Raw genomic sequence first — 19,674 nt, forward strand, 5'->3', positions numbered from 1 at the left:
CTAAAATCTTGTTAGTTTATGCTTAATTTTTATGAAAAATGCCATTCATTTTAAACCAGTTAAAGAACCGCATTTTCATCTGTGGTGTCCTGATATCTTTGAATTTAAAGGGGGAATTCAAGTCTATTCTGCCTTCTTACTCACGGCACTCCAACAACTCCATCCCCAAGGAAAATATCAAGTTATCCTCAAACATGATCGCCAATCTTCCCCGGAATTTTCTTTTTTACCCAACACCCATTTTCACTTTACTGGGAAGATTCCCTTACCTTGGCGAACATGGGTATTTGCGGCAAGGATTGCCTTCCTCGCTATTATTGATCGTCCTGATTTAATTATTGCTACCCATGTTAATTTTACAGTAGTAGCCGATTGGTTAAAGCGTTGGTTTAAGATTCCCTACTGGGTAGTTGTACATGGGGTGGAAGCGTGGAATTTAGAGAAACCTAGTTTACAGCGCGCTTTACACCATGCCGATTGTGTGGTATCGGTAAGTGGTTATACACGCGATCGCCTTTTAAAAGAACAACAGCTAAATCCCAATCAAATCGCCCTTCTCCCCAACACCTTTGACGCAACACGCTTTCACATTACCCCAAAACCCGAGTTTCTCCTGCAACGCTATTATCTCACCTCACAACAACCCATTATCCTCACCGTTGCGCGACTCGATAGTAGCCAACCCTACAAAGGCTATGACAAGATTCTCCACGCCCTGCCTCGCCTGCGTCAAGTCCTCCCCGACGTTCATTATCTCATTGTTGGGAAAGGATGCGATCGCCCTCGCATTGAACAGTTAATTGATTCCTTACAATTACAAGATTGTGTCACCCTCACTGGATTTATTCCCGATGAAGAATTATGTGATCATTACAATCTCTGTGATGTGTTTGCCATGCCCAGTTTAGGGGAGGGATTTGGTATAGTTTATCTAGAAGCCTTAGCTTGTGGCAAACCCACATTAGGAGGGAATCAAGACGGTGCTATTGATGCCCTTTGTCATGGAGAATTAGGGGTATTAGTTAACCCAGAAAGTGTAGAAGAAATTGCTCAAGCTTTGCTGGATATTCTCCAGCAGAATATTCAGAATCCCTTACTTTATCAGCCGGAAAAATTGCGCGATAAAGTGATTGAAGTTTACGGATTCAGTAGTTTTAAACAAGCTTTAAGTCATATTTTCAAAAAAACTAGGGTCACTTTAAAACAATTAATATGAACAGAGTGGGGATACCGTTATCACCCGGTATCCCCACTCCGTTGAAAATTGAACAAATACTATCAAACCTGCCCCGGAATCAAGAGATTAGTCCATCCCTAAATAATTAGCTTCTGCTTGAAGTTTCTGCACTAAATCTTCATTCCCGGACATTCTCGCTGCTTCTAGGCGACGTTGTAAGCTTTTCCGAAGACTATCCCGGTGGCTGGCAGCAGCGTTTTTTAAAGTTTCTTTGCGATTCTTATTCATGGTTAGCCTGACTCGTAACTCGACTGGTACACTGAACTTTCATTTCTTAAGATAGCATTTTTTTGTAGTACCGTATCAATTGTTACAGAAACTTATCGATTCAGTGGCTCGGGGGACGGGTTATGACCAAAATAAGAACAATTGCCCTACTTAGTGACTTTGGGTTACAGGATGTGTATGTAGGGGTAATGAAGGGTGCGATCGCGCAAATTAACCCCCATCTGACTCCCATTGATATCACCCATCAAATCCCCCCCCAAAATATTGGCGCTGGGCGTTTTTGTCTGATGAATGCGGTGCCCTATTTCCCCCCCGACACCGTTTATGTTGCGGTGGTAGATCCCGGAGTGGGAAGCGGGCGGCGTAGTGTCGCGGTATCCTGTGAGTGGGGAATCTTTGTCGCCCCCGATAACGGTTTATTGAGTGGCGTGTTCAGTTTATGTGAACCTCAAGAGGCGGTAGAATTGACCAATCCCGCTTATTGGCGATCGCCTTTTCCCAGTTCCACCTTTCACGGGCGAGATATATTCGCCCCCATCGGCGCTCATTTAGCCAGTGGAATCCCCCTTAAAGACGTGGGAACAGCCATTAATCCTCAGAGTTTGATTACCCTGCCCATTTCCCCCATCACAGGCACCGCTAACACCATTCAAGGCTGTATTCAATACATTGATTACTTTGGCAATCTAATCACCAACATTCCCGCCAATCAAGTGCAGGGTAGGGCTTGGGCAGTCCATTTAGAGAAGCAAGTGATTAGTACCAGTTACACTTATAGCGATCGCGCCCTTGGAGAAATCGTCGCCCTCATTGGCAGTCATGGCTGGGTAGAATTAGCCATCAATGGCGGCAACGCCCAGCGTCAATTACAACTCGACTACGGAGACACCGTAACCGTTGTTTTTGGGGATTAAACCAACAACAAAAACAAACGCGGTTTCAAGCTTGAAACCGCGTTTCTTGTACCCCTTTATTTAGGGCGTGCTGAATAACTCTACTTGTGGGGCTAGAGAACAGGGAAGGCTGAATCACAATTTGGTAGCTCATTCCAAGCCTAGCTCTTGCTTCAATTTAGCCAGGGGAATTCCTCCTGATTCCTGCTGTGCCACCTCCGCATCAAACCCATCCATTTCATCCTCTAAAACTTCTAAGACTACCTCTAAATCTAAATCATGTTTGAATTGTAAATATTGCAAAAAATGATAAAGCTCATCCAGCGCCATTCTATTTAATGGAGGTAACTCTAATTTAAGGTCAGAAATGAGAGGTAATGTCTTCATCGCGTTGGCATTCCTGAAGAAAGACTCGATTTTTCCCCATCATAGCTCGGCTTATCCAACCAATCTTGACAAGTAACGAACGAGCGGGGTTTGTAGTTGCGCTTCAGCGCTCTAGATTTAGGGCTAAAGCCCAACAACGAACAGGGTTTGTAGTTGCGCTTCAGCGCTCTTTTTCTTAAATTTGGGTCGGGCTTTCTTGTTTTTAAAGCAGTCTTGCCACCCTTGGACGAGATGTCTTAAGGCATACTGAGGCGCACATTTGGACACTTCGTAGTACCAAGGATGTTCTGGCTTGACTAGCTTATTTAACCATTTATGTAAGTCAATGGCTGTGGGAAATTTGATTTTTTCTTCGGGGGGACAATGAGCATTATGGGATAAAATCCCTAAACACAAACTGTTCCCCCAATTGTAGGCATGACGTGCGACTCCGGCATGACGAGCCAATTGTTGCCGTTGAGTTGGATTGATTTTGAGTTGTGTTTTAAACCCTAATAACATGGAGCCATCATTCCAAGAAGCCTAACCCACTCCAATCTTAGCACCACGAATGACCTGTTCGCGCAGCGTCCCGGAGGGATGGACAATCTGAATTGAACAATCTTGCTCGATGCTCGGGTAATTTCTGAGGAATTGAGCCGTTTCAGGTAAGATTGGGTAAGTTTTCGGCTTCTGTAGTTAGCCCTAGGGGATGCTGTGCTAATACACTATCGACTTAACTAATTCAGCTATGAATGAACCACCAAAAACCGAAACGTTACCCATTTCTCGCTTGCAAAAATTCCTCATCACTTGGTTACTCCTGTTAGTCAGTCTCTGGGCTACCATTAGCGCCCTTAGCTACATCGGGGAACTCATTAGTATTCTCCTCACATCTGCCCTCATTGCCTTTGTTCTCAACTATGCTGTCGCGGCTATGCAGCGCCTCATTCCTCGCCCCATTGCGGCAGTTTTAGTTTATCTCGCCGCCGCCTTTCTGGTCACAATTTTAGCCCTGATTGTTGTTCCCCCTCTCTTTAACCAAGGGCGACAATTGTTAATCCGTTTACCGGAAATTCTCGCGGAAGGACAAGAACAATTTACCAATTTTCAACAGTGGAGTCAGCAGAAAAAACTCCCCCTTGATTTACAAATTCTTGCCCCCCAACTCTTCAACCGTCTACAAACTCAAGCGGAAAATATTGCCTCTAGAGGATTTGGCATAGTTTTAGGAACATTTAATTGGTTAATTGACCTTGTTTTAATTCTCGTGATTTCTTTTTATATGCTGATTGATGCGGAACGACTTTGGCGGAGTTTTACGTTCCTCTTAAACCCCATCATTCGAGAAGAATTAACCTCATCTCTGCGGCGGAATTTACAGCGTTTTGTCACGGGTCAATTACTACTAGGTTTGTTCATGGCTATTACTCTATCGGTTTCTTTCCGGTTGTTGGCGGTGCCGTTTTTCCTCTTCTTTGCGGTGTTCATTGGCTTTATGGAAATTATCCCCTTTGTGGGGGCAACTTTGGGCATCGGTGCGGTGGTGATTATTGTGGCTTTTTTAGATGTTTGGTTAGCCCTGCAAGTGTTAGGAATTGCGGTGGCTTGGCAACAGGTGAAAGATAATTTGGTGGCTCCCCGGATTATGGGGAATTTAACCGGACTTTCCCCGGTGATTATTTTTGTCGCCCTCCTGCTAGGAGCAAAAACGGGGGGATTATTAGGGGTAATTTTGGCTATTCCTATGACGGGAGTTGTCAAAAGTTTAGTGGAAATTACCCTAGATCCTACCCTTCCCCCCCAAACGGGATCTTTTTTTTACAATCCTTTGACGGCTAAGGCGCTCCCTTTGACGGAAAATGGAAAGGGAGATCCACCCGGAATTTAAGATCCTACCCGGTGATGACGTTTTGAGGACGATTTTATGAGTCAGCCTACCCCCAAAGATTTACAGTTGTGGCATCAGTTGTGTGAAGAATTAGCAACTTATCCTAATCACTGTGCAACCTCGGAAATGTTGGGGAATGAAGAAAATCCCGCTTGGGTGTTGTTTGGTGAGGGGCCCCAAGCGATTCGACGACGGATTTGGCTGCGGGAGGTGCATCAAATTCAATTGATTGCCTATCAGCCCGGTGGGGAATGGAAACTCTGTCCCAATTGGCTGGATAAGTTAAGTTTTTTAGAGCAAGTGTATTTAAAAGGGGTGGATCCTCTCAGTCTGCCTCAGCCTTGGATTGCGGAGGTGAATCCCCCACTGCCTCATCTCTCTACCACCCCACCCCCGGAGGCGGCTGGAACGTTGGAGAATAAGCCCTCTGAGGGGGGGGAAGGGGCTGTTATGAGTGGGGATAGTCTAGGGGGGTCGGAAGGCTCTTCTGGGGGGGAAATCAATGGACTGGAGCGGGATGTGAGCGGCTTAACTCGTCCGTTGGGGGAGTTGCGGTTAAGTTTGTATTTGTTGGGGGATGTGTCGCGGCAGTGGTCTTATTTGGAGATGACTCCCCGTTGGGAAGATTATGTGCGGCAACAGTGTCAGGCGATCGCGCATTCGGCGAAAACTCTACGGCTCCAGTTCCACCAGTGGCATCAGGAGACGGAAGAACCATCGGATTAAGGGAGAATCTCCGGGATTCTTCCCGATCTGACCAAAAAACAGTAGGATCAAAAACATCTTACTTTTTCACCTTTTCCCCATATTTTTAGTCATTTCTATGCCTCACGCTGCTGTTGTTGGACTGGGACGCTCTGGAATTGCTGCGGCACGATTACTGAACAAACAAGGCTGGATGGTAGAATTAAGCGATCGCGCCTCCTCGGACAATTTACAAACCCTAGCCGCCAGTCTACAACCAGAAGGAATTACCGTTAAACTCGGCCACAGTCTCAGTCTAGACTCCCCCCATCCCCCCGATTTAATTGTGGTCAGTCCGGGGGTGCCTTGGGATTTACCGATTTTCCTCGAAGCCCGACAACGGGGCATAGACACCATCGGGGAAATGGAGTTAGCTTGGCGCAATCTCCAAAATTGTCCTTGGGTGGGCATCACCGGAACCAACGGCAAAACCACCACCACCGCCCTCATTGCCGCTATGTTCCAAGCGGGCCACCTCAACGCCCCCTCCTGTGGCAATATTGGCTATGCCGCCTGTGAACTCGCCCTTTCCGGTCAAACCTATGATTGGGTGATTGCTGAAATTAGCAGCTATCAAATAGAATCCTCCCGTGAACTCGCCCCCCAGATTGGCTTGTGGACGACCTTCACCCCCGATCACCTCAACCGTCACTATACCTTAGACAATTACTATCAAATTAAGGCCGCCCTGTTGCAGCGTTCCCAGTGCCAAATCTTCAACGGGGATGATCCCTACTTGCGCAATTTGGGCTTAAACGTTTGGCCCGATGCCCTTTGGACGACAGTTAAGGGGAAAGATCATCTCGTCGCCTCAGAGGAACGTTCCGTTTACTTACAAGACGACTGGATCTTTGCCTTGGGGCAGAAAATCGCCCCCATCCATGAGCTTAAAATGTTTGGGGAACACAATAAACAAAACGTCCTCATGGCAGTTGGGGCGGCTTGTGTGGCGGGAATTGCTCCAGATGCGATCGCCCACACCATCGCCACCTTCTCCGGCGTTCCCCACCGTTTGGAGTTCATCTGCACCTATCAAGGCATTGACTTCATTAACGACAGCAAAGCCACCAACTACGACGCGGCCGAAGTAGGCTTAAATGCCATGCCCGCCCCCGTGATTTTAATTGCTGGGGGAGAACCCAAACAAGGGGATGATACCGCCTGGTTAGTCAGCATTCACGAAAAGGCCGCCGCCGTCTTACTGATTGGGGAAGCATCCCCCCACTTTGCCCAACGTCTTAAAGCGGTAGGCTATACCCACTATGAGCAAGTAGAGACAATGGAACGCGCCGTCCGTCGTAGTGTGGAACTCGCCCAGTCTCACAAGGTTTCCACCGTCCTCCTGTCCCCCGCCTGTGCCAGTTTTGACCAATACCAAAGTTTCGAGCATCGGGGGGAGCATTTCCGCCAGTTGTGTTTGAATCAGGCTGGTTGAGAAAGTCCGGGAATCGGGAGTCGGGAATCGGGAGTTGGTGTAGGGGCGCAATGCTTGCGCCCTAGGGTGTCGGCAAAAGGCAAAAGGCAATCATTATCCACTCCCCCTGCTCCCCTGCTCCCCTGCTCCCCTACTAACGCGAACGCCTTTCCTGTACAGCCATCACCGTACAACCCGCATGGTGAATCACATATTGACTCACACTGCCCAGTAAAATTTCCGACAATCCAGTACGGCCTCGACGACCAATAACAATTAAATCCGCTTGCCACTGTTCAGCCATTTGACAAATTTTATGACCGGGTTCTCCTTCCTGATACTCAAATTCCGCCGCCACCCCTTCAGCACCCGCTAGTTCATAAAAACCTTTTAACCAGTGGCTGATTTTTTCCCGTTCTTCTTGTCGCGCTGCTTGTAATTGTTGGAACACTTCCGGGGAATAATTGCCCCCATACACTCCAATACTACCCGCGACTAAAACATTGGGAGTTGTGGGAATCGGGTCAGTCAGACAATGGAAAATCATTAAGTGACTAGCTTCTGCTTTGGCTAAGGTTAAAGCCCGTTCAAAAACCATCCCGTCGGAACTGCCTCGACCTAATGCCACTAGAATCTTTTTAAAACGATTATCTGAACTCTTAGCATCGGGACTCGGGGCAGGGTTGGATTCATGCCCTTGCTCAACGGTTTGATCATCGACAGCGTTAGAGGTTGGATTCGCTAAATTCTCCATATCTACCTCCCTTACTTTATTTTCAGGGTCGCATATTTTCAGGCAGAGTTGACAATTTGACAGAAAAATTAACTAAAGATGCTAGACCCAACAAGGGAACAGGAGAGAGGGGGAGAGGTGGGGTCATTCATCGGACAGGAATTCCCACTCTCCTGACCACCCTCTAAAAGGGCATTTCCTCATCAGATTGTTCCCCAACGTCGAGACGCGGAGATTGCGTCACTTCTTCTTCAATGGGTAATTCCTCGATAACTGCCCCGATTTGTTTTTGTATGGTTTGGGTGAGGGTAATGGGGAAATCCCAATCCGCTTCTAATGCTTCCATAGCTTGGGCGAGTTGGGAGAAGGGAATTTTTCGGGTAGTTCTGGGGGAGATGGTCAGCTTAAAACCCTCAATTTCCGTTAGGTTTTGGCTGATCATAGCGGCTTTGATGCGATCGCGCAGATGTTCCTGTTCCGTGTTCAATTTGCGCCACTGGTGTTCAATTTGGCGATACCGTAAGGTCAAGGCAGTAATATCTTCCGTTTTTGGGTCAGGATGGGCTTTGTGGTGTAGTTTCTTCAAGTGTTGGTAAACTTGGGCTAAATAGACCACATCCAGCGCGGCATAGTCGAGTTGTTTCGCTGAAAGAGGACGCTGACCCCAGTCACTCTCCTGGGGGGTTTTGTCCACTGAAAAAGCCGGACAAAAGTATTCGGTCAAGGTCGCCAGACGATAATGAGTCAGAGGGAGTAAATAATAGGGGATTCCTTTGGCCATCTTCAAGGTACAGATCACCGACTCAACGGTTTTTTTGCCTAGGAATCTACAATCATAGTCGGCATTGTGGAAAACCTTCGTAATGCTCGGATTTTGCATGATCTGTGCAATAAACAAGTTCACCAGAGGGGGGCAGTCTAACACATCCAAGACTGTCACCGTCTCCCCTGTAATATCATGGGGATTACTCGAAATTTGGATGAGAGAGAGTCTGGGCTTTTTCGTGTTGTAGTCTGCTACCTCTGTATCAAGCCACAGTATCTCCCCTTGGGCAAATTGTGCGATCGCCGCTTCTATCCCTTGGACATCGGTTAAATAATTCATCAATATTGCAGTTTTTCTTGATAGGGTTGGGATACAGTCTAGAACGATCTGTAAACAATGCAAAAAACAGCCCTCAATCTCCTCGCTATTGGTATCTTTGGGATCACCCTGTCCATCCTTTTGGGGCCGATTATTCATCTCCCCTCCACTGTCCCCGCCATCCTAACCCTCGGCGTGTTAGGATTAGCCACCATTGACACCCTCGGATTACATAGTAAGGGAACCACCCTTTTATTAGATACTGTCGCCGGACTTTCCCCCAAGCATCGTCAACGCATCGCTCACCACGAAGCCGCCCACTTCCTCACAGCCTACTATTTAGGCATCCCCATCACCCAATACACCCTAAATAGTTGGGATGCCCTCAAACAAGGCCTCCCCGGTATCGGTGGCGTACAATTTGATACCACCTCTTTTGAGCAAAAAAATCTTAGTTATCCTGAACAACAGTTATTATTAAACCGCTTTATTACTGTTTGGATGGCCGGAATTACCGCCGAAATATTAATCTATGGTGATGTGGAAGGGGGCGGCGATGATCGGCAAAAAATAACCGATGCTTTAGTTCTATTTGGTTATGGTGAAAGCGTCTCAGCCAGTAAGCAACAATGGGGCAAATTACAGGCTAAAACGCTGTTAGAAAAGTATTGGGACAGTTATCTAGCTTTGGTCGAAGCCATGTTACAAGGGGTAGCCGTTGACCAATGCTATGTCATCCTCGACCAAGGGAATCGGTAAACTTCCCCGTTAAGTGACGTTCAACTCTTTAAAGAAAACCGTTATTATTCAGGTCTTCATTAATCAAATCCAAAAGCTCCTTTAAGGTAGCTTCAAATTCTGCTTGTAATTGCTGTTTAATCTGCCCTAGATCATTCTCAAATGGTTGATCATGGACTTGCTCATTAAAGGCATTCAAAATATTTTGAATAGCCTGTAAGCGCGACGCAAGTATTTTAATCCTTTGCCATCGACCATCATCTAAATTACTCATTTTCTGTTGCCGTTCCACAGGAACACTCCTTGGACTGACAACTGAGTTGATTTCTGAGTTAATAGGAATTTATTCCCTAAATTTTAAACAATCTATGGCGGCTGAATAAGGGATAAACAAGGCAGTTATGGGAAAACTCAATTATCAGTTTACTGATAGTGTAAGATCCGAAATTAAAGGTTAGTTTATGTTAGGATTAAGCATTAAAATTTACCGAACCACAAAAGGAGTTATTTGTCAAAATTTCGCAATAATTATTTAGGATCTCCTGAATAACTGGGCTAGGAAACCGGGAGCGGGGGGGTAGGGGAGCAGGGGAGAGGGAAAGACGAGGAATTCAGACTTATTCCCAGAAGTGTTGAATCGGTACTTATGAACTAAGTACCGATTCAACACTTCTGCTCTAAACGGTTGATATTACTATCTGCTTTGGCTGTTAAAGATTGATCACTATCATAATAAGGTTGGGCAAAATCAAAGTTTTCCTTCCGTTCAGCCGTGATGGTAATGGAGGCCATTGCAATATCAATCCGTTGGGAGAGTAGGGAGGGAAAAAGGTCAATAAAGGGTAGGTCTAAAAATTCTAAGGGGCGATTGAGTTGTTCGGCAATAATCCGAATCATATCGACTTCAAAACCAACTAATTCCCCGGCCTCGTTTTCAAACTCCCACGGCACATTCCCAACATTTAAGCCAATGCGCAGGGGGGCTGTTGTGCTTGGGGTTTGGGCGCGACAACTGCTAAAGGCGATCGCCAATCCTGTCCCTCCTAACAATTGTAACACAAAGCGCCGAGAAAGATGATTAGATTTAGATAACATAGCTCACGTTGAATCTATAGGACTTGTTGAACAAAACTAGATGCTAGAGGCCAGAGTCAATAGTGATTAGGAAGTGGGGACAATGTGCTTCTATCCAATCGTTGGTAGAGGGAATTTATGAATTGCCCCTAGGAATATGGGTTACAGGAATTCAGGGGTAAGATCAGCGTAAAGGCTGTTCCCTCTCCGGGGGTAGAATCTACCTTGATTTTACCTTCGTGTTTTTCTATAATTTTATAAGAAATCGCTAATCCTAATCCCGTTCCTTTGCCAATAGGTTTGGTGGTAAAAAAGGGATCAAAAAGTTTAGACCGAATGGATTCTGGAATCCCTACTCCATTATCGGCAATGGTGATCTTTACAAGGTTTTCTAATGCTTCTGTATGAATTTTAATCTGTTTATAGGGTTGAGTTTTATTTTCTGAAAGTGCATCAATGGCATTACTTAATAAATTCATAAATACTTGGTTGAGTTGGGCGGGATAACAAGGAACATCGGGCAATTTGCCGTAGTCTTTTATGATTTCAATTTCTTTTTTAATCCGATTATTCAGTAAAACCAATGTGCTATCAATTCCCTCATGAATATTAACGGCTTTTTTACTTGAATCATCTAAGCGGGAGAAGTTGCGCAACGATAAAACAATTTGCCGAATTCGTTCAGATCCCATGCGCATTGATTGCAGAATAGCGGGTAAATCTTCCCGCATAAATTCTAGGTCGCTGTCTTCTATTTGTTCGGCTAATTCATGGTTGACTTTAGGGTATTCTTTTTGATATAATTCAATAAGTTCTAGTAAGGTTTCGCTGTATTCTTCGATATGGGATAAGTTACCATAAATAAAGTTCACTGGGTTGTTAATCTCATGGGCAATTCCAGCAACCATTTGCCCCAAGCTAGACATTTTTTCCGTTTGAATAAGTTTGGCTTGGGCTTCTTTTAAATCTCGGGTGTAGTCTTGAATCCATTGGATAAGTTGATTGAGGGAACGAGCTAAAACCCCGACTTCATCTTCTGTCATAACAGGGGCGCGTAGTTCAGCATCTCCAGTTTTTGCCACTTGATAGGCGACATCACTCACGGCTTGAATGGGACGAACTAGAGCGCGACTGGTATATTGTGCGAGTAAGGCAGAAATAATAATAGAACAGAACAAACTAAATAAGATAACTTTGGTGCGTAAAGTGTTAGCTTCTTCTAAGGCTAATTCTGCCTCTTCAATATGTTCTTGTGAGTTTTCAATAAAGAAGCGAATTTCTTCAGAAAACCGAAAAAAACGCAAGGCAATACTACTATCAGCAAAGTGGGTTAAGGTATCTTCTGTTTGTAAAACTTCTGAGCGATTGTTAATGTTTAGATCAATTTGATTTAAAATATTTTGTTGATGGTGAATATAGGTTTGTGCCACATTTTGATAAAGCAGAAGGAAACTTTGTAGTTGTTGTTTTTCTTGAAGTTCAGGATGTTGTTGTAATGTTTGGATTAGATCCATTAAATACTGTGAACGATAGTCGAAATTTTCCATAGCTTGAGCGAGACGATTGGGATGGCGTAACACCGGGATAAATTCTCGTTCTGGCTGAAAATCACGGCTTTTTAAGAACAAGGAATTCAGCATTTTGCCTTCCCAGTGAGCGAGGGTCAATTCCTCCCGCGCTTGACGATGATAATAGTCTCCTAGCAGTAGACCTATTAATGTCCCGATGACGGCAATTCCGAGGGAAACCCCATATCCCCAATAAATTTGGGTGCGAAAAGAGCGCGCTTTAGGGGGCATTAAGCCAAACTTGGAGAAAGAAACGGATGAACAGAAAGAAACGGACGGAGGAAATTTGAACATAAGACAAGGGCAATCACCAGTCCCGTGATCTACCAAGAGTTAAATTTGATTTTAGTCTGGATTGCATCGGTAGATGTCCAATCGGAGCGCGTTAGAATTTCTACCCCTATCTTAACGACTGGTTTCGTCTAACCACAAGTCACGGTTATGGATCGACTCGGGATACCATTTGTTCGACCCGTTGGGGAGAAAACCCGCTAAACTGTCTGGAGTGCTATGGTCTATTAGCGATGAGGAGTATTGGGGTGAGGGGAATTCATGAATTCCCCCTAGGTGTTGAGGGGTTGGGGGAGGAGTTGCAGAAAATGGGGGCGATCGCTAATAATGTAAGCCTGTAATCTTGATCTAAGAAAACCGTGGGCGCAGTTACTCTGAAAAATGTGCAGAAGGTCTATAATCATGTCCCTGTGGTGAATGATCTCTCCTTTGAAATCAAATCTGGTGAAATGTTTGGCCTCCTCGGCCCCAACGGTGCAGGGAAATCAACCACGATTCGCATGATTATCACCCTCACTCAACCCACCGAGGGCTATATTGAAGTGGCGGGACATGAGGTAAAACAGAACCCTGTAGAGGTGCGGCGCAATATTGGGGTTGTGTTACAACAGGTGAGTGTGGATAGTGACCTGACGGTATGGGAAAATATGGAATTTCACGGCAGGATGCACCATATCCCCAACCCTGAACGGAAACGACGCATTGAACAGTGGCTAGAGTATGTGGATTTGAGCGATCGCACCAAAGACCTAGCGAAAACCCTTTCTGGGGGCATGAAACGCCGTCTCCAAATCGCTCGCGCTTTACTCCACCAACCGAAAATTCTGTTTTTAGATGAACCGACAGTTGGTTTAGATCCCCAGAATCGTCGCCGTCTGTGGGAAATTATCCGAGATTTGAACCGTCAAGGGATGACCATGTTGTTGACGACGCACTATATGGAAGAAGTGGAATTTTTATGCGATCGCATTGGCATTATGGACAGTGGGAAACTGATTGAACTCGGCACCCTTGAGGAATTTAAGGCCAAGTATGGCGAGGGATTGGTAATGAAACAAGTGGGCGTTCGTGAAACGTTGCGTAGCAATCGCAGTGAGTCTATATTCTTCCCCACCTTAGCCAAAGCGAACGAATATTTTGAGCAAATGCCCGACAAAACCGGAATGGTGGTGCGGGAGTCTAACCTAGAGGATATTTTTGTGCAACTCACCGGACACCAACTAGACTAGGCCGTAACTTGCCCTCTTCCCCACTGTTTGCTATTTGCCCATGAAACAACTGCCCATTCCCGATCTCACCACTTCCCCCCGATTAGCCACCCAAATTGAGGCCATTTTATACCTCAAAGGTCAACCCATGACCTTAGCCGCCATTGCTGAACAAATGGGCTGTCGGGGGAAAGATATCAAGGACGCTCTGTTAGAATTAATGGATGATTACGCCCACCGAGACAGCGCCCTAGAAATCGTGGAAACCCCAAGCGGTTATAGCTTGCAACTGCGGGAAACCTTTCAGCATTTTATGCACCATCTCGTCCCGGCGGAACTGGGAACAGGCGCTCTGCGGACGTTGGCGGCGATCGCCTTAAAATCCCCCATCCTACAAACCGATCTGATCGACCTCCGAGGGAGTAGCGCCTATCAACAGGTGCAAGAACTCGTACAATTCGGCTTTGTGCGCAAACGTCGCCAAGCGGAAGGGCGTTCCTACTGGTTAGAAATTACCTCAAAGTTTCACCAGTATTTTGAAGTAGACGAACTCTCCCAAATTTTGCAAGCCCACTCTTCGGGAGAAGAAGAATGAAAGCCCCCTCTAGCCAAGAAACCCACTATAACCAAGCCCGCGCCAGTCTCCAGCAAGCTCTCTCCTGGTATAGTAGCTTTCAACGACATGGCCACTATGCCCCCAACGAGACACTACAGGCCGCCGTGCGGGGAGAACTGCAAACCCTCAAACGGGCGCTGGATAAAATCGAACAAAACGCCCTCTGTATTGCTGCCTTTGGTCTAGTCAGTCGGGGGAAATCCGCCGTCCTGAATAGTTTAATCGGTCAAAATCTCCTCGAAACTGGCCCTCTGCATGGTGTCACCAAATACCCTCGCTCCGTGACTTGGACTCCCCTAGGGGGCAAAATCAAAGTCGAACTGATTGATACTCCCGGCCTGGATGAAATTGAGGGGCAAGGGAGGGCGCAAATGGCCAAAGAAGTCGCCCAACAAGCCGACTTAATTTTATTTATCGTCGCCGGGGATATTACCCGCACCGAATACGAGGCCCTGTGTGAGTTGCGCCAAGCCCAGAAACCCTTGATTCTGGTATTTAATAAAGTGGACTTATATCCAGAATGCGATCGCACCGCCATTTACCAACAACTCCAAACCCTCGCCACCACTAGCCAAACCCCCCACTCCCTCCAAACCCTCCTCTCCCCCGACGACATCGTAATGGTGGCCGCCCAACCAGCCCCCATCCCCCTCCGCATCGAGTGGCCCGACGGGCAAATTCAAGAAACCCTCGAAACCCCACCCCCCCAAATTTACCCCCTCCAAGAACGGATTCTCACCCTCCTTAACCAAGAAGGCCGTTCCCTCCTTGCCCTAAACGCCCTCCTACAAGCCCAAGCCGCCGAACAGCGTCTAGCCCGTAAAACCATTGAACTACGCGCCCAAGAAGCAGAAACCCTCATCTGGCGCTACGCCAAAACCAAAGCCCTCGTCGTCGCCCTGAACCCCATCGCCCTCCTTGACCTCCTTGGCGGCCTCTGGGCTGACCTCGCCCTAATTCGCGCCCTCGCCCGCCTCTACGGCCTCCCCATGACCAGTTACCAAGCGGTCGCCCTCCTGAGCAAAATCCTCACCAGTGCCGGAACCCTCTTCCTCGCCGAACTGGCCAGCACAGCCCTATTCAGCTTGAGCAAAAGCAGCCATTTCCTGAACGAAGGCCCCGCCGCCCTCACCACCTACGCCACCACCGCCGCCCTCCAAGGTGCGATCGCAGGCTATGGCTCCTATATCATTGGTAAAGCCGCTCAAGACTACCTCGAAAAAGGCTGTAGTTGGGGCGCATTGGGGGCAAGCACCGTCATTCAAGAGATTTTAGGCCAAATTGATCCAAAAACTATCATCTACCGCCTCAGAGACGAAATTTCCCTAGCTTGACATCCTAATATTTTGGTGCGATTAATAAGATAAAGTTGTGGTGGTACTCCTATGCCCCAAGTAGTTCTAGATCCACAAGTAAAAACTGAGATAGATCGTCTTGCTCAAGTCAGGCAAATTGATTCCAAACTTTTGGAGCAGTTTGCTTATTTCGTTTTGGAGATATCACAGCAAAAGTCAAGCAAGAAAGCTCAGTCGCTGACGATTTATGAGCTAAAAAAAGCTATTTATGAGCGGTTTAGCGTGAAGAATACATCAGAGTTGAAAAAATCTGGTGCTTTCCGGATGGCGACTGATGGCATGAACTCGTTAGACTTCCGCTTAAAACCAACCTGGGAAACACTCTATCGAAAGTTTGTGGGTATTCTTCCCCATGAGAAAAGCCAGGAGGGATATGGTTGTATTAATGGAATTGATATCTTTAAATACTTTAAACCCTGGCAGGTATTTGGACTAGATCCCAAAACTGCTACCAAGAATGATGTCAAAACTGCCTACTATCAATTATCCAAAATTTATCATCCGGACAATTTAGTGACGGGTGATAGAGCTATTTTTGAGCAGGTCGAAAATATGTACAAGAGTATAATTGCTGGATTTTGAAGATGCCTTTTGATAGAGAAGTTTTCTATATTGAAGAAATAAAATTGGCTGAGGCTTTAGGGCTAACTCAACAGGGTTTAGACGAAATAGTGGATTTTTTAGAGGCATCAACCGATGAAAGTATTCAACTCAAAGAATGGTTGCATTTTGTCATCCAAAATTATGTAAATCAACAACAACCAATTCGGATATTTTCCCGTGAAGGAGCTTTAGCTATTGCCAACTACCTGGATTTAATCGGTGATGCTACTCAAATTTCCTTAAAACGAGTTATTGTATTACTAGATAAATATAACCTCAATCAAATAGATTCCAAAATTCGTAAGGCTCTGTATGAAAATAGTTCTTCTTTAGCTTTCAGGAACGAACGTCATTGGCTTAGTCGAACCGATGTAGTCAGGATATTTATGACAACTTCATCAAGGTTAAGGCAGGCGTTTGGAGATATTCAAAAGTCGTATGATCCCATGAGAATAAATATAGATTTTGAGGATTATGACGGCATAATGCCGAGGTTTTTCTCGTTGTCTGGCTTAGAAAAACTCAGTATAGAATTGTCCTTAAAATTGCGCTCAGAGGAGAGGCGTGCTTATTGTAAACGGGTGAGTGAAGTAGCTCCTCCGGTATTAGAATTTCTGGCGATCGCACCCTGTCCAGAGCCAAAACAGATTGATCAAGCTATGAACTTTGCCAAAAATAGAGATAAAAAAACTTGTCAGGTGACGGGTGCTGTTAGAGATAAATATAACCCACGAATTGAACTGGTTGGTCATCATCTTTATGACAAAAAAGCATATCATTTTCTCAGCGCCGATCCAGATAAAATCTTAACCATTGACAAAAGACTACATGAAGATTTTCATCAATGGAATGGAGGAACACAAAAAACTTGTACAATTTATGATTTCATTGATTATGTGGAGTGGCGCTATCCAGAAAAGCATAAATTAATCTTAACCTTGCATAATAAGCAAAGAGTTCTCAGGCTAAAATTGACTCAAGTCCAACGGATATTACCGGAAAGTGAAGATTAAAGTTCTGGTATTCTTGACTGGCTGAACTATGACCAGAAGGCGACAGTAGAGGAAGTGGAAAAAGTAGAAGACGGTTTGAGCTTATATTAAACCTCTCCCAACAGGTTAAATAACCCCTCATCCACCTCATAGCCCAATACCTGCATCATATCCTGAACCTTCCCCGTCGCTCCTTCCCCCCGTTGGTTTAACCAGTGGGTAATGCCAAACACCTTATACATAACAAAAATTTCCAACGCTTCGGGATTATATTGAATCCCCTCTGCCCGATGGAATTGGTGCGGAACCAACATCGCCACATAGCGCGCCCATTGAGTCCCCCAATCTAACACAAACGGAAACCAAGGATAGACCGCATCTAAGCGCACAAACCACAAACGAACCTCGGGAATTTCTGATAGCTCCCGGGGGTCTGTTTCCTCCCGAGGAAAATCAATTTCTAGCTGAACCGATTGGGCTAAATTTGTCCCCTTTTTTCCTTGATTTAACGCATCAATTACAGGTTGTACCGGGGAAATATCCAGCCTATAAATATGTTCAGCCGTAATTGTTATTTTCATTTGCCTTATTCTTTTTTCTCCTTATGCTCTTGTTTTTTAACTAAACCCTCAACAATGATATAACCCCAGTGGGGATTTTCTTCCGTTAACTCTTGGGCAAGTTCGACTTCTCCCACCTCACAAAGTTCTACTAACTGCTCATAACCACTTTCTTGGACATAACCATTATTAACAGTATAACCCCAGTGGGGATTTCTCCCCGCTAACCGTCGCGCCATCTCAATTTCGCCCACTTGACAAAGCAGGGTCAATTCTTCATACCCTTTTAGCCTCTCCTGTTCTTTTTGGGTTTGGATTTGTTCCTTCCTGCGAGTAGTTTTGACGCCTTCATTAAGAGAAATCTGGTCAATCTTTTTCATTTTTGAGAGAAAATCGTTACTTTTTTTGACCGTAACCGCAGGGGCAACTCATGAATTACCCCTATCACAATTAGGTTAGGATTGCTATACTCCCTTGGGAAGATAAAAGAGCAATACTAGATCATTCCCTACAATAAACGGTTAAGGAAAGAAATATCAATTGAGCCAAAATGAACACTTAAAGCAATGTGCATATTTTCCATCGATTTAACCAACCAAGGAACGCCATCTTCTTCTGAGGCCTCGTAATGGTTAAATAAAATGGAAAACCGCTTTTCTAAGTAAGGCTTAACCTGTTTACATAACAAGGTTATTTTTAATAATAAAACTACCGTTGAGGTGGGGCCTAAATTTGTGACTAAATCTACAAAAATATAGTGATTGGGACGCTGTAAACTTTCCACCACTAAAAAGTTCAAAAGGTGGCTAGATGTGCGTAAAAGGAGGGTATTATTCGGCTTTTGGCTATCGTAACGGGTCAAAGTATCCCGCAATTGTTGATAGAGACGCTCGTTAAATTGGCGGTTGCCGTAGCGCGGATCAATGGAGTCTATTAAATAATCATAGAGGTCGTCTTTAAATAGACGAAAGGAGGAAGTGCGTAAACTTTGTTTTAGGAAACTATTGGCGAGATCATAATGAGTCCTGTCGCCTTGGATTTTGCCCACAAATTGATGCAAGGCACTTTGCAGTTCCTGATCACTTAATAGGGTAGGATTAGGGACAGGCTGAATAATGCGTCCACTTTTCCCGGTTTGGAGAGAACGCATCTGATACATGGCAAACTGGGATAAGTCTAGTTCAAATTGCTTTTGAATGCGATCGCGAATTTGACGGACGGTTTGCTGATGTTCATAGCTGCTATCTTGAGAGAGTAAACAGTGTTCGTAGAGATAGGGATAGCGATTAATTAAAGTTCCCACTAAATTACTACCATCGCGTTCCCTCGCTGGGCGCAATTGTCCGCTTTCTTCGTGGGTGTGTTCAATCACCCGGGCTAAACGCTGTAAGGTCAAATACTGTTCCGTTTCCCGAAAATCCCATAACAGTTGGCGCACCCGTCGCGCTCCCCGAGACTGCACCGTACCCACGGGGGGAATAAATCGGAACACTTCCACTAACTCCGGAATCGCCCAGCGTGTATTGGAGTTTGTTTGCCAACGATTAATCAAAATATGACAGCAACGATTGAGAATAAAGGGAAATTCGCCCTCAATCTGTTTTTGACAAGCTAAATCTTCTAAAGCCGCACGAACCGCAACAGGCTGATAGTCGCGCCCCCCAATAAATAGGCGACGGAAACGCTCGATCATTTCCCGTGCAGGTTCTGTCTGTACGAAGTATAGCAAATGGTCGTACAGCAGCTGTTCCTCTTTTGTCGTTCGTCGTAAATAGCAGTCTGCCAAGGTTTGCACTTTAGTCAGCCCTCCTTACATGATGATGTATTAGGGCTGTGTAGGATTGACAAGAAAATGTACGAAAAAAACACATTGAAAAAATACAAGGGGTAACAACACAGGAGACAAAAACCCAGGAGTTTGTCACGCTTTGCTCTTTCTTGTTTTTTCGAGTTCGGGGACTGACAACCGGAGAGTTTTCCGATTTTAAGTCGCAGTAGATGCGGAAGTACCATAATAGCTGACTCGCCCAGTTTAAGGCAGCCCAGTCCCTAAAACTTGAACATTAAAATCCCTGACTG

Annotated in this window: 21 protein-coding genes and 1 pseudogene; 11 read left to right on the forward strand and 11 right to left on the reverse strand. The window is 45.5% G+C overall.

The features are described from left to right. Positions 1-31 precede the first annotated feature (31 nt). Positions 32-1,216, forward strand: a complete 1,185-nt coding sequence (locus tag SPI9445_RS0114520) for a glycosyltransferase (RefSeq protein ID WP_017305489.1) — start codon at positions 32-34, stop codon at positions 1,214-1,216. Between the two features lie 87 nt (positions 1,217-1,303). Here the strand turns inward: SPI9445_RS0114520 and pirA are convergent, their stop codons facing one another. Beyond that, on the reverse strand, positions 1,304-1,465 hold the full coding sequence (pirA, locus tag SPI9445_RS30630) for an arginine synthesis PII-interacting regulator PirA (protein WP_017305490.1): 162 nt from the start codon (positions 1,463-1,465) through the stop codon (positions 1,304-1,306). Between the two features lie 122 nt (positions 1,466-1,587). On the opposite strand from pirA, the gene SPI9445_RS0114530 reads away from it, so the two are divergent. Further along, a complete protein-coding gene (locus SPI9445_RS0114530; RefSeq protein ID WP_017305491.1) occupies positions 1,588-2,379 on the forward strand; it encodes an SAM hydrolase/SAM-dependent halogenase family protein in 792 nt (263 codons plus the stop codon). A 129-nt stretch (positions 2,380-2,508) separates the two neighbouring features. Here the strand turns inward: SPI9445_RS0114530 and SPI9445_RS0114535 are convergent, their stop codons facing one another. After that, the gene (locus SPI9445_RS0114535; protein ID WP_017305492.1) at positions 2,509-2,745 is read right to left on the reverse strand and encodes a hypothetical protein; all 237 of its coding nucleotides are present in this window, start codon (positions 2,743-2,745) and stop codon (positions 2,509-2,511) included. A gap of 168 nt (positions 2,746-2,913) precedes the next feature. Further along, positions 2,914-3,246 (reverse strand): annotated as a pseudogene (locus tag SPI9445_RS0114540) (helix-turn-helix domain-containing protein); the annotation flags it as partial. Positions 3,247-3,475: 229 nt separating this feature from the next. Between SPI9445_RS0114540 and SPI9445_RS0114545 the strand changes: the two are divergent. The 3 genes from SPI9445_RS0114545 (at position 3,476) to murD (ending at position 6,794) form a co-directional block, all read left to right on the forward strand. After that, positions 3,476-4,615 carry an AI-2E family transporter gene (locus SPI9445_RS0114545; protein WP_017305494.1) on the forward strand — a complete coding sequence of 380 codons (1,140 nt, stop codon included), beginning with the start codon at positions 3,476-3,478 and terminating at the stop codon, positions 4,613-4,615. A gap of 36 nt (positions 4,616-4,651) precedes the next feature. Continuing rightward, positions 4,652-5,341 carry a hypothetical protein gene (locus tag SPI9445_RS0114550; RefSeq protein WP_017305495.1) on the forward strand — a complete coding sequence of 230 codons (690 nt, stop codon included), beginning with the start codon at positions 4,652-4,654 and terminating at the stop codon, positions 5,339-5,341. Between the two features lie 97 nt (positions 5,342-5,438). Next, a complete protein-coding gene (murD, locus tag SPI9445_RS0114555; protein WP_026079802.1) occupies positions 5,439-6,794 on the forward strand; it encodes a UDP-N-acetylmuramoyl-L-alanine--D-glutamate ligase in 1,356 nt (451 codons plus the stop codon). 133 nt (positions 6,795-6,927) lie between these two features. Here murD and SPI9445_RS25690 read toward each other — a convergent pair whose 3' ends face one another. Then, positions 6,928-7,527: a universal stress protein gene (locus SPI9445_RS25690; RefSeq protein ID WP_017305497.1), complete on the reverse strand. Its 600-nt coding sequence runs from the start codon at positions 7,525-7,527 to the stop codon at positions 6,928-6,930. A gap of 163 nt (positions 7,528-7,690) precedes the next feature. Further along, positions 7,691-8,611, reverse strand: a complete 921-nt coding sequence (locus SPI9445_RS0114565) for a ribonuclease D (RefSeq protein WP_017305498.1) — start codon at positions 8,609-8,611, stop codon at positions 7,691-7,693. A gap of 57 nt (positions 8,612-8,668) precedes the next feature. On the opposite strand from SPI9445_RS0114565, the gene SPI9445_RS0114570 reads away from it, so the two are divergent. Further along, a complete protein-coding gene (locus tag SPI9445_RS0114570) occupies positions 8,669-9,349 on the forward strand; it encodes a hypothetical protein (protein ID WP_017305499.1) in 681 nt (226 codons plus the stop codon). Positions 9,350-9,377: 28 nt separating this feature from the next. On the opposite strand, the gene SPI9445_RS0114575 is transcribed toward SPI9445_RS0114570, so the two are convergent. The 3 genes from SPI9445_RS0114575 to SPI9445_RS31425 form a co-directional block, all read right to left on the reverse strand. Then, positions 9,378-9,620, reverse strand: coding sequence for a hypothetical protein (locus tag SPI9445_RS0114575; protein WP_017305500.1), 243 nt, complete (start codon positions 9,618-9,620; stop codon positions 9,378-9,380). 371 nt (positions 9,621-9,991) lie between these two features. Continuing rightward, the gene (locus SPI9445_RS25695; protein ID WP_017305501.1) at positions 9,992-10,423 is read right to left on the reverse strand and encodes an ABC transporter substrate-binding protein; all 432 of its coding nucleotides are present in this window, start codon (positions 10,421-10,423) and stop codon (positions 9,992-9,994) included. A gap of 128 nt (positions 10,424-10,551) precedes the next feature. Further along, positions 10,552-12,201, reverse strand: coding sequence for a sensor histidine kinase (locus SPI9445_RS31425; RefSeq protein WP_017305502.1), 1,650 nt, complete (start codon positions 12,199-12,201; stop codon positions 10,552-10,554). Positions 12,202-12,620: 419 nt separating this feature from the next. On the opposite strand from SPI9445_RS31425, the gene SPI9445_RS0114590 reads away from it, so the two are divergent. From SPI9445_RS0114590 to SPI9445_RS0114610, 5 genes are read left to right on the forward strand one after another with little or no spacing between them, the layout of a single operon-like run. Beyond that, on the forward strand, positions 12,621-13,490 hold the full coding sequence (locus SPI9445_RS0114590; RefSeq protein WP_026079803.1) for an ABC transporter ATP-binding protein: 870 nt from the start codon (positions 12,621-12,623) through the stop codon (positions 13,488-13,490). Between the two features lie 40 nt (positions 13,491-13,530). Beyond that, positions 13,531-14,064 (forward strand): SMC-Scp complex subunit ScpB, encoded by a 534-nt coding sequence (scpB, locus tag SPI9445_RS0114595; protein WP_017305505.1) that lies wholly within the window; start codon positions 13,531-13,533, stop codon positions 14,062-14,064. Continuing rightward, complete coding sequence (locus tag SPI9445_RS0114600) at positions 14,061-15,419, forward strand: GTP-binding protein (protein WP_017305506.1); 1,359 nt, start codon at positions 14,061-14,063, stop codon at positions 15,417-15,419. The genes scpB and SPI9445_RS0114600 overlap by 4 nt, the downstream gene beginning before the upstream one ends. Before the next feature lie 51 nt (positions 15,420-15,470). Next, on the forward strand, positions 15,471-16,022 hold the full coding sequence (locus SPI9445_RS0114605; RefSeq protein ID WP_017305507.1) for a J domain-containing protein: 552 nt from the start codon (positions 15,471-15,473) through the stop codon (positions 16,020-16,022). Between the two features lie 2 nt (positions 16,023-16,024). After that, positions 16,025-17,056, forward strand: coding sequence for a hypothetical protein (locus tag SPI9445_RS0114610; protein ID WP_017305508.1), 1,032 nt, complete (start codon positions 16,025-16,027; stop codon positions 17,054-17,056). A gap of 86 nt (positions 17,057-17,142) precedes the next feature. Here the strand turns inward: SPI9445_RS0114610 and SPI9445_RS0114615 are convergent, their stop codons facing one another. The 3 genes from SPI9445_RS0114615 to SPI9445_RS0114625 all read right to left on the reverse strand — a co-directional run bounded on the left by SPI9445_RS0114615 (position 17,143) and on the right by SPI9445_RS0114625 (position 19,288). After that, positions 17,143-17,616, reverse strand: coding sequence for a CRR6 family NdhI maturation factor (locus SPI9445_RS0114615; RefSeq protein WP_017305509.1), 474 nt, complete (start codon positions 17,614-17,616; stop codon positions 17,143-17,145). Positions 17,617-17,621: 5 nt separating this feature from the next. Continuing rightward, positions 17,622-17,975 carry a hypothetical protein gene (locus SPI9445_RS0114620; RefSeq protein WP_017305510.1) on the reverse strand — a complete coding sequence of 118 codons (354 nt, stop codon included), beginning with the start codon at positions 17,973-17,975 and terminating at the stop codon, positions 17,622-17,624. A gap of 128 nt (positions 17,976-18,103) precedes the next feature. Continuing rightward, the gene (locus SPI9445_RS0114625) at positions 18,104-19,288 is read right to left on the reverse strand and encodes a hypothetical protein (RefSeq protein ID WP_017305511.1); all 1,185 of its coding nucleotides are present in this window, start codon (positions 19,286-19,288) and stop codon (positions 18,104-18,106) included. Positions 19,289-19,674: the final 386 nt, after the last annotated feature.

It is taken from the genome of Spirulina subsalsa PCC 9445 (genome assembly GCF_000314005.1).
Taxonomy (GTDB): Bacteria; Cyanobacteriota; Cyanobacteriia; order Cyanobacteriales; family Spirulinaceae; genus Spirulina_A; species Spirulina_A subsalsa.

What these genes read in the sequence shown, in the direction of transcription:
- SPI9445_RS0114520 (WP_017305489.1), top strand. Translation starts at nt 32, where the DNA reads ATGAAAAATGCCATTCATTTTAAACCAGTTAAAGAACCGCATTTTCAT.
- pirA (WP_017305490.1), bottom strand. Translation starts at nt 1,465, where the DNA reads ATGAATAAGAATCGCAAAGAAACTTTAAAAAACGCTGCTGCCAGCCAC.
- SPI9445_RS0114530 (WP_017305491.1), top strand. Translation starts at nt 1,588, where the DNA reads ATGACCAAAATAAGAACAATTGCCCTACTTAGTGACTTTGGGTTACAG.
- SPI9445_RS0114535 (WP_017305492.1), bottom strand. Translation starts at nt 2,745, where the DNA reads ATGAAGACATTACCTCTCATTTCTGACCTTAAATTAGAGTTACCTCCA.
- SPI9445_RS0114545 (WP_017305494.1), top strand. Translation starts at nt 3,476, where the DNA reads ATGAATGAACCACCAAAAACCGAAACGTTACCCATTTCTCGCTTGCAA.
- SPI9445_RS0114550 (WP_017305495.1), top strand. Translation starts at nt 4,652, where the DNA reads ATGAGTCAGCCTACCCCCAAAGATTTACAGTTGTGGCATCAGTTGTGT.
- murD (WP_026079802.1), top strand. Translation starts at nt 5,439, where the DNA reads ATGCCTCACGCTGCTGTTGTTGGACTGGGACGCTCTGGAATTGCTGCG.
- SPI9445_RS25690 (WP_017305497.1), bottom strand. Translation starts at nt 7,527, where the DNA reads ATGGAGAATTTAGCGAATCCAACCTCTAACGCTGTCGATGATCAAACC.
- SPI9445_RS0114565 (WP_017305498.1), bottom strand. Translation starts at nt 8,611, where the DNA reads ATGAATTATTTAACCGATGTCCAAGGGATAGAAGCGGCGATCGCACAA.
- SPI9445_RS0114570 (WP_017305499.1), top strand. Translation starts at nt 8,669, where the DNA reads ATGCAAAAAACAGCCCTCAATCTCCTCGCTATTGGTATCTTTGGGATC.
- SPI9445_RS25695 (WP_017305501.1), bottom strand. Translation starts at nt 10,423, where the DNA reads ATGTTATCTAAATCTAATCATCTTTCTCGGCGCTTTGTGTTACAATTG.
- SPI9445_RS31425 (WP_017305502.1), bottom strand. Translation starts at nt 12,201, where the DNA reads ATGCCCCCTAAAGCGCGCTCTTTTCGCACCCAAATTTATTGGGGATAT.
- scpB (WP_017305505.1), top strand. Translation starts at nt 13,531, where the DNA reads ATGAAACAACTGCCCATTCCCGATCTCACCACTTCCCCCCGATTAGCC.
- SPI9445_RS0114600 (WP_017305506.1), top strand. Translation starts at nt 14,061, where the DNA reads ATGAAAGCCCCCTCTAGCCAAGAAACCCACTATAACCAAGCCCGCGCC.
- SPI9445_RS0114605 (WP_017305507.1), top strand. Translation starts at nt 15,471, where the DNA reads ATGCCCCAAGTAGTTCTAGATCCACAAGTAAAAACTGAGATAGATCGT.
- SPI9445_RS0114610 (WP_017305508.1), top strand. Translation starts at nt 16,025, where the DNA reads ATGCCTTTTGATAGAGAAGTTTTCTATATTGAAGAAATAAAATTGGCT.
- SPI9445_RS0114615 (WP_017305509.1), bottom strand. Translation starts at nt 17,616, where the DNA reads ATGAAAATAACAATTACGGCTGAACATATTTATAGGCTGGATATTTCC.
- SPI9445_RS0114620 (WP_017305510.1), bottom strand. Translation starts at nt 17,975, where the DNA reads ATGAAAAAGATTGACCAGATTTCTCTTAATGAAGGCGTCAAAACTACT.
- SPI9445_RS0114625 (WP_017305511.1), bottom strand. Translation starts at nt 19,288, where the DNA reads ATGATCGAGCGTTTCCGTCGCCTATTTATTGGGGGGCGCGACTATCAG.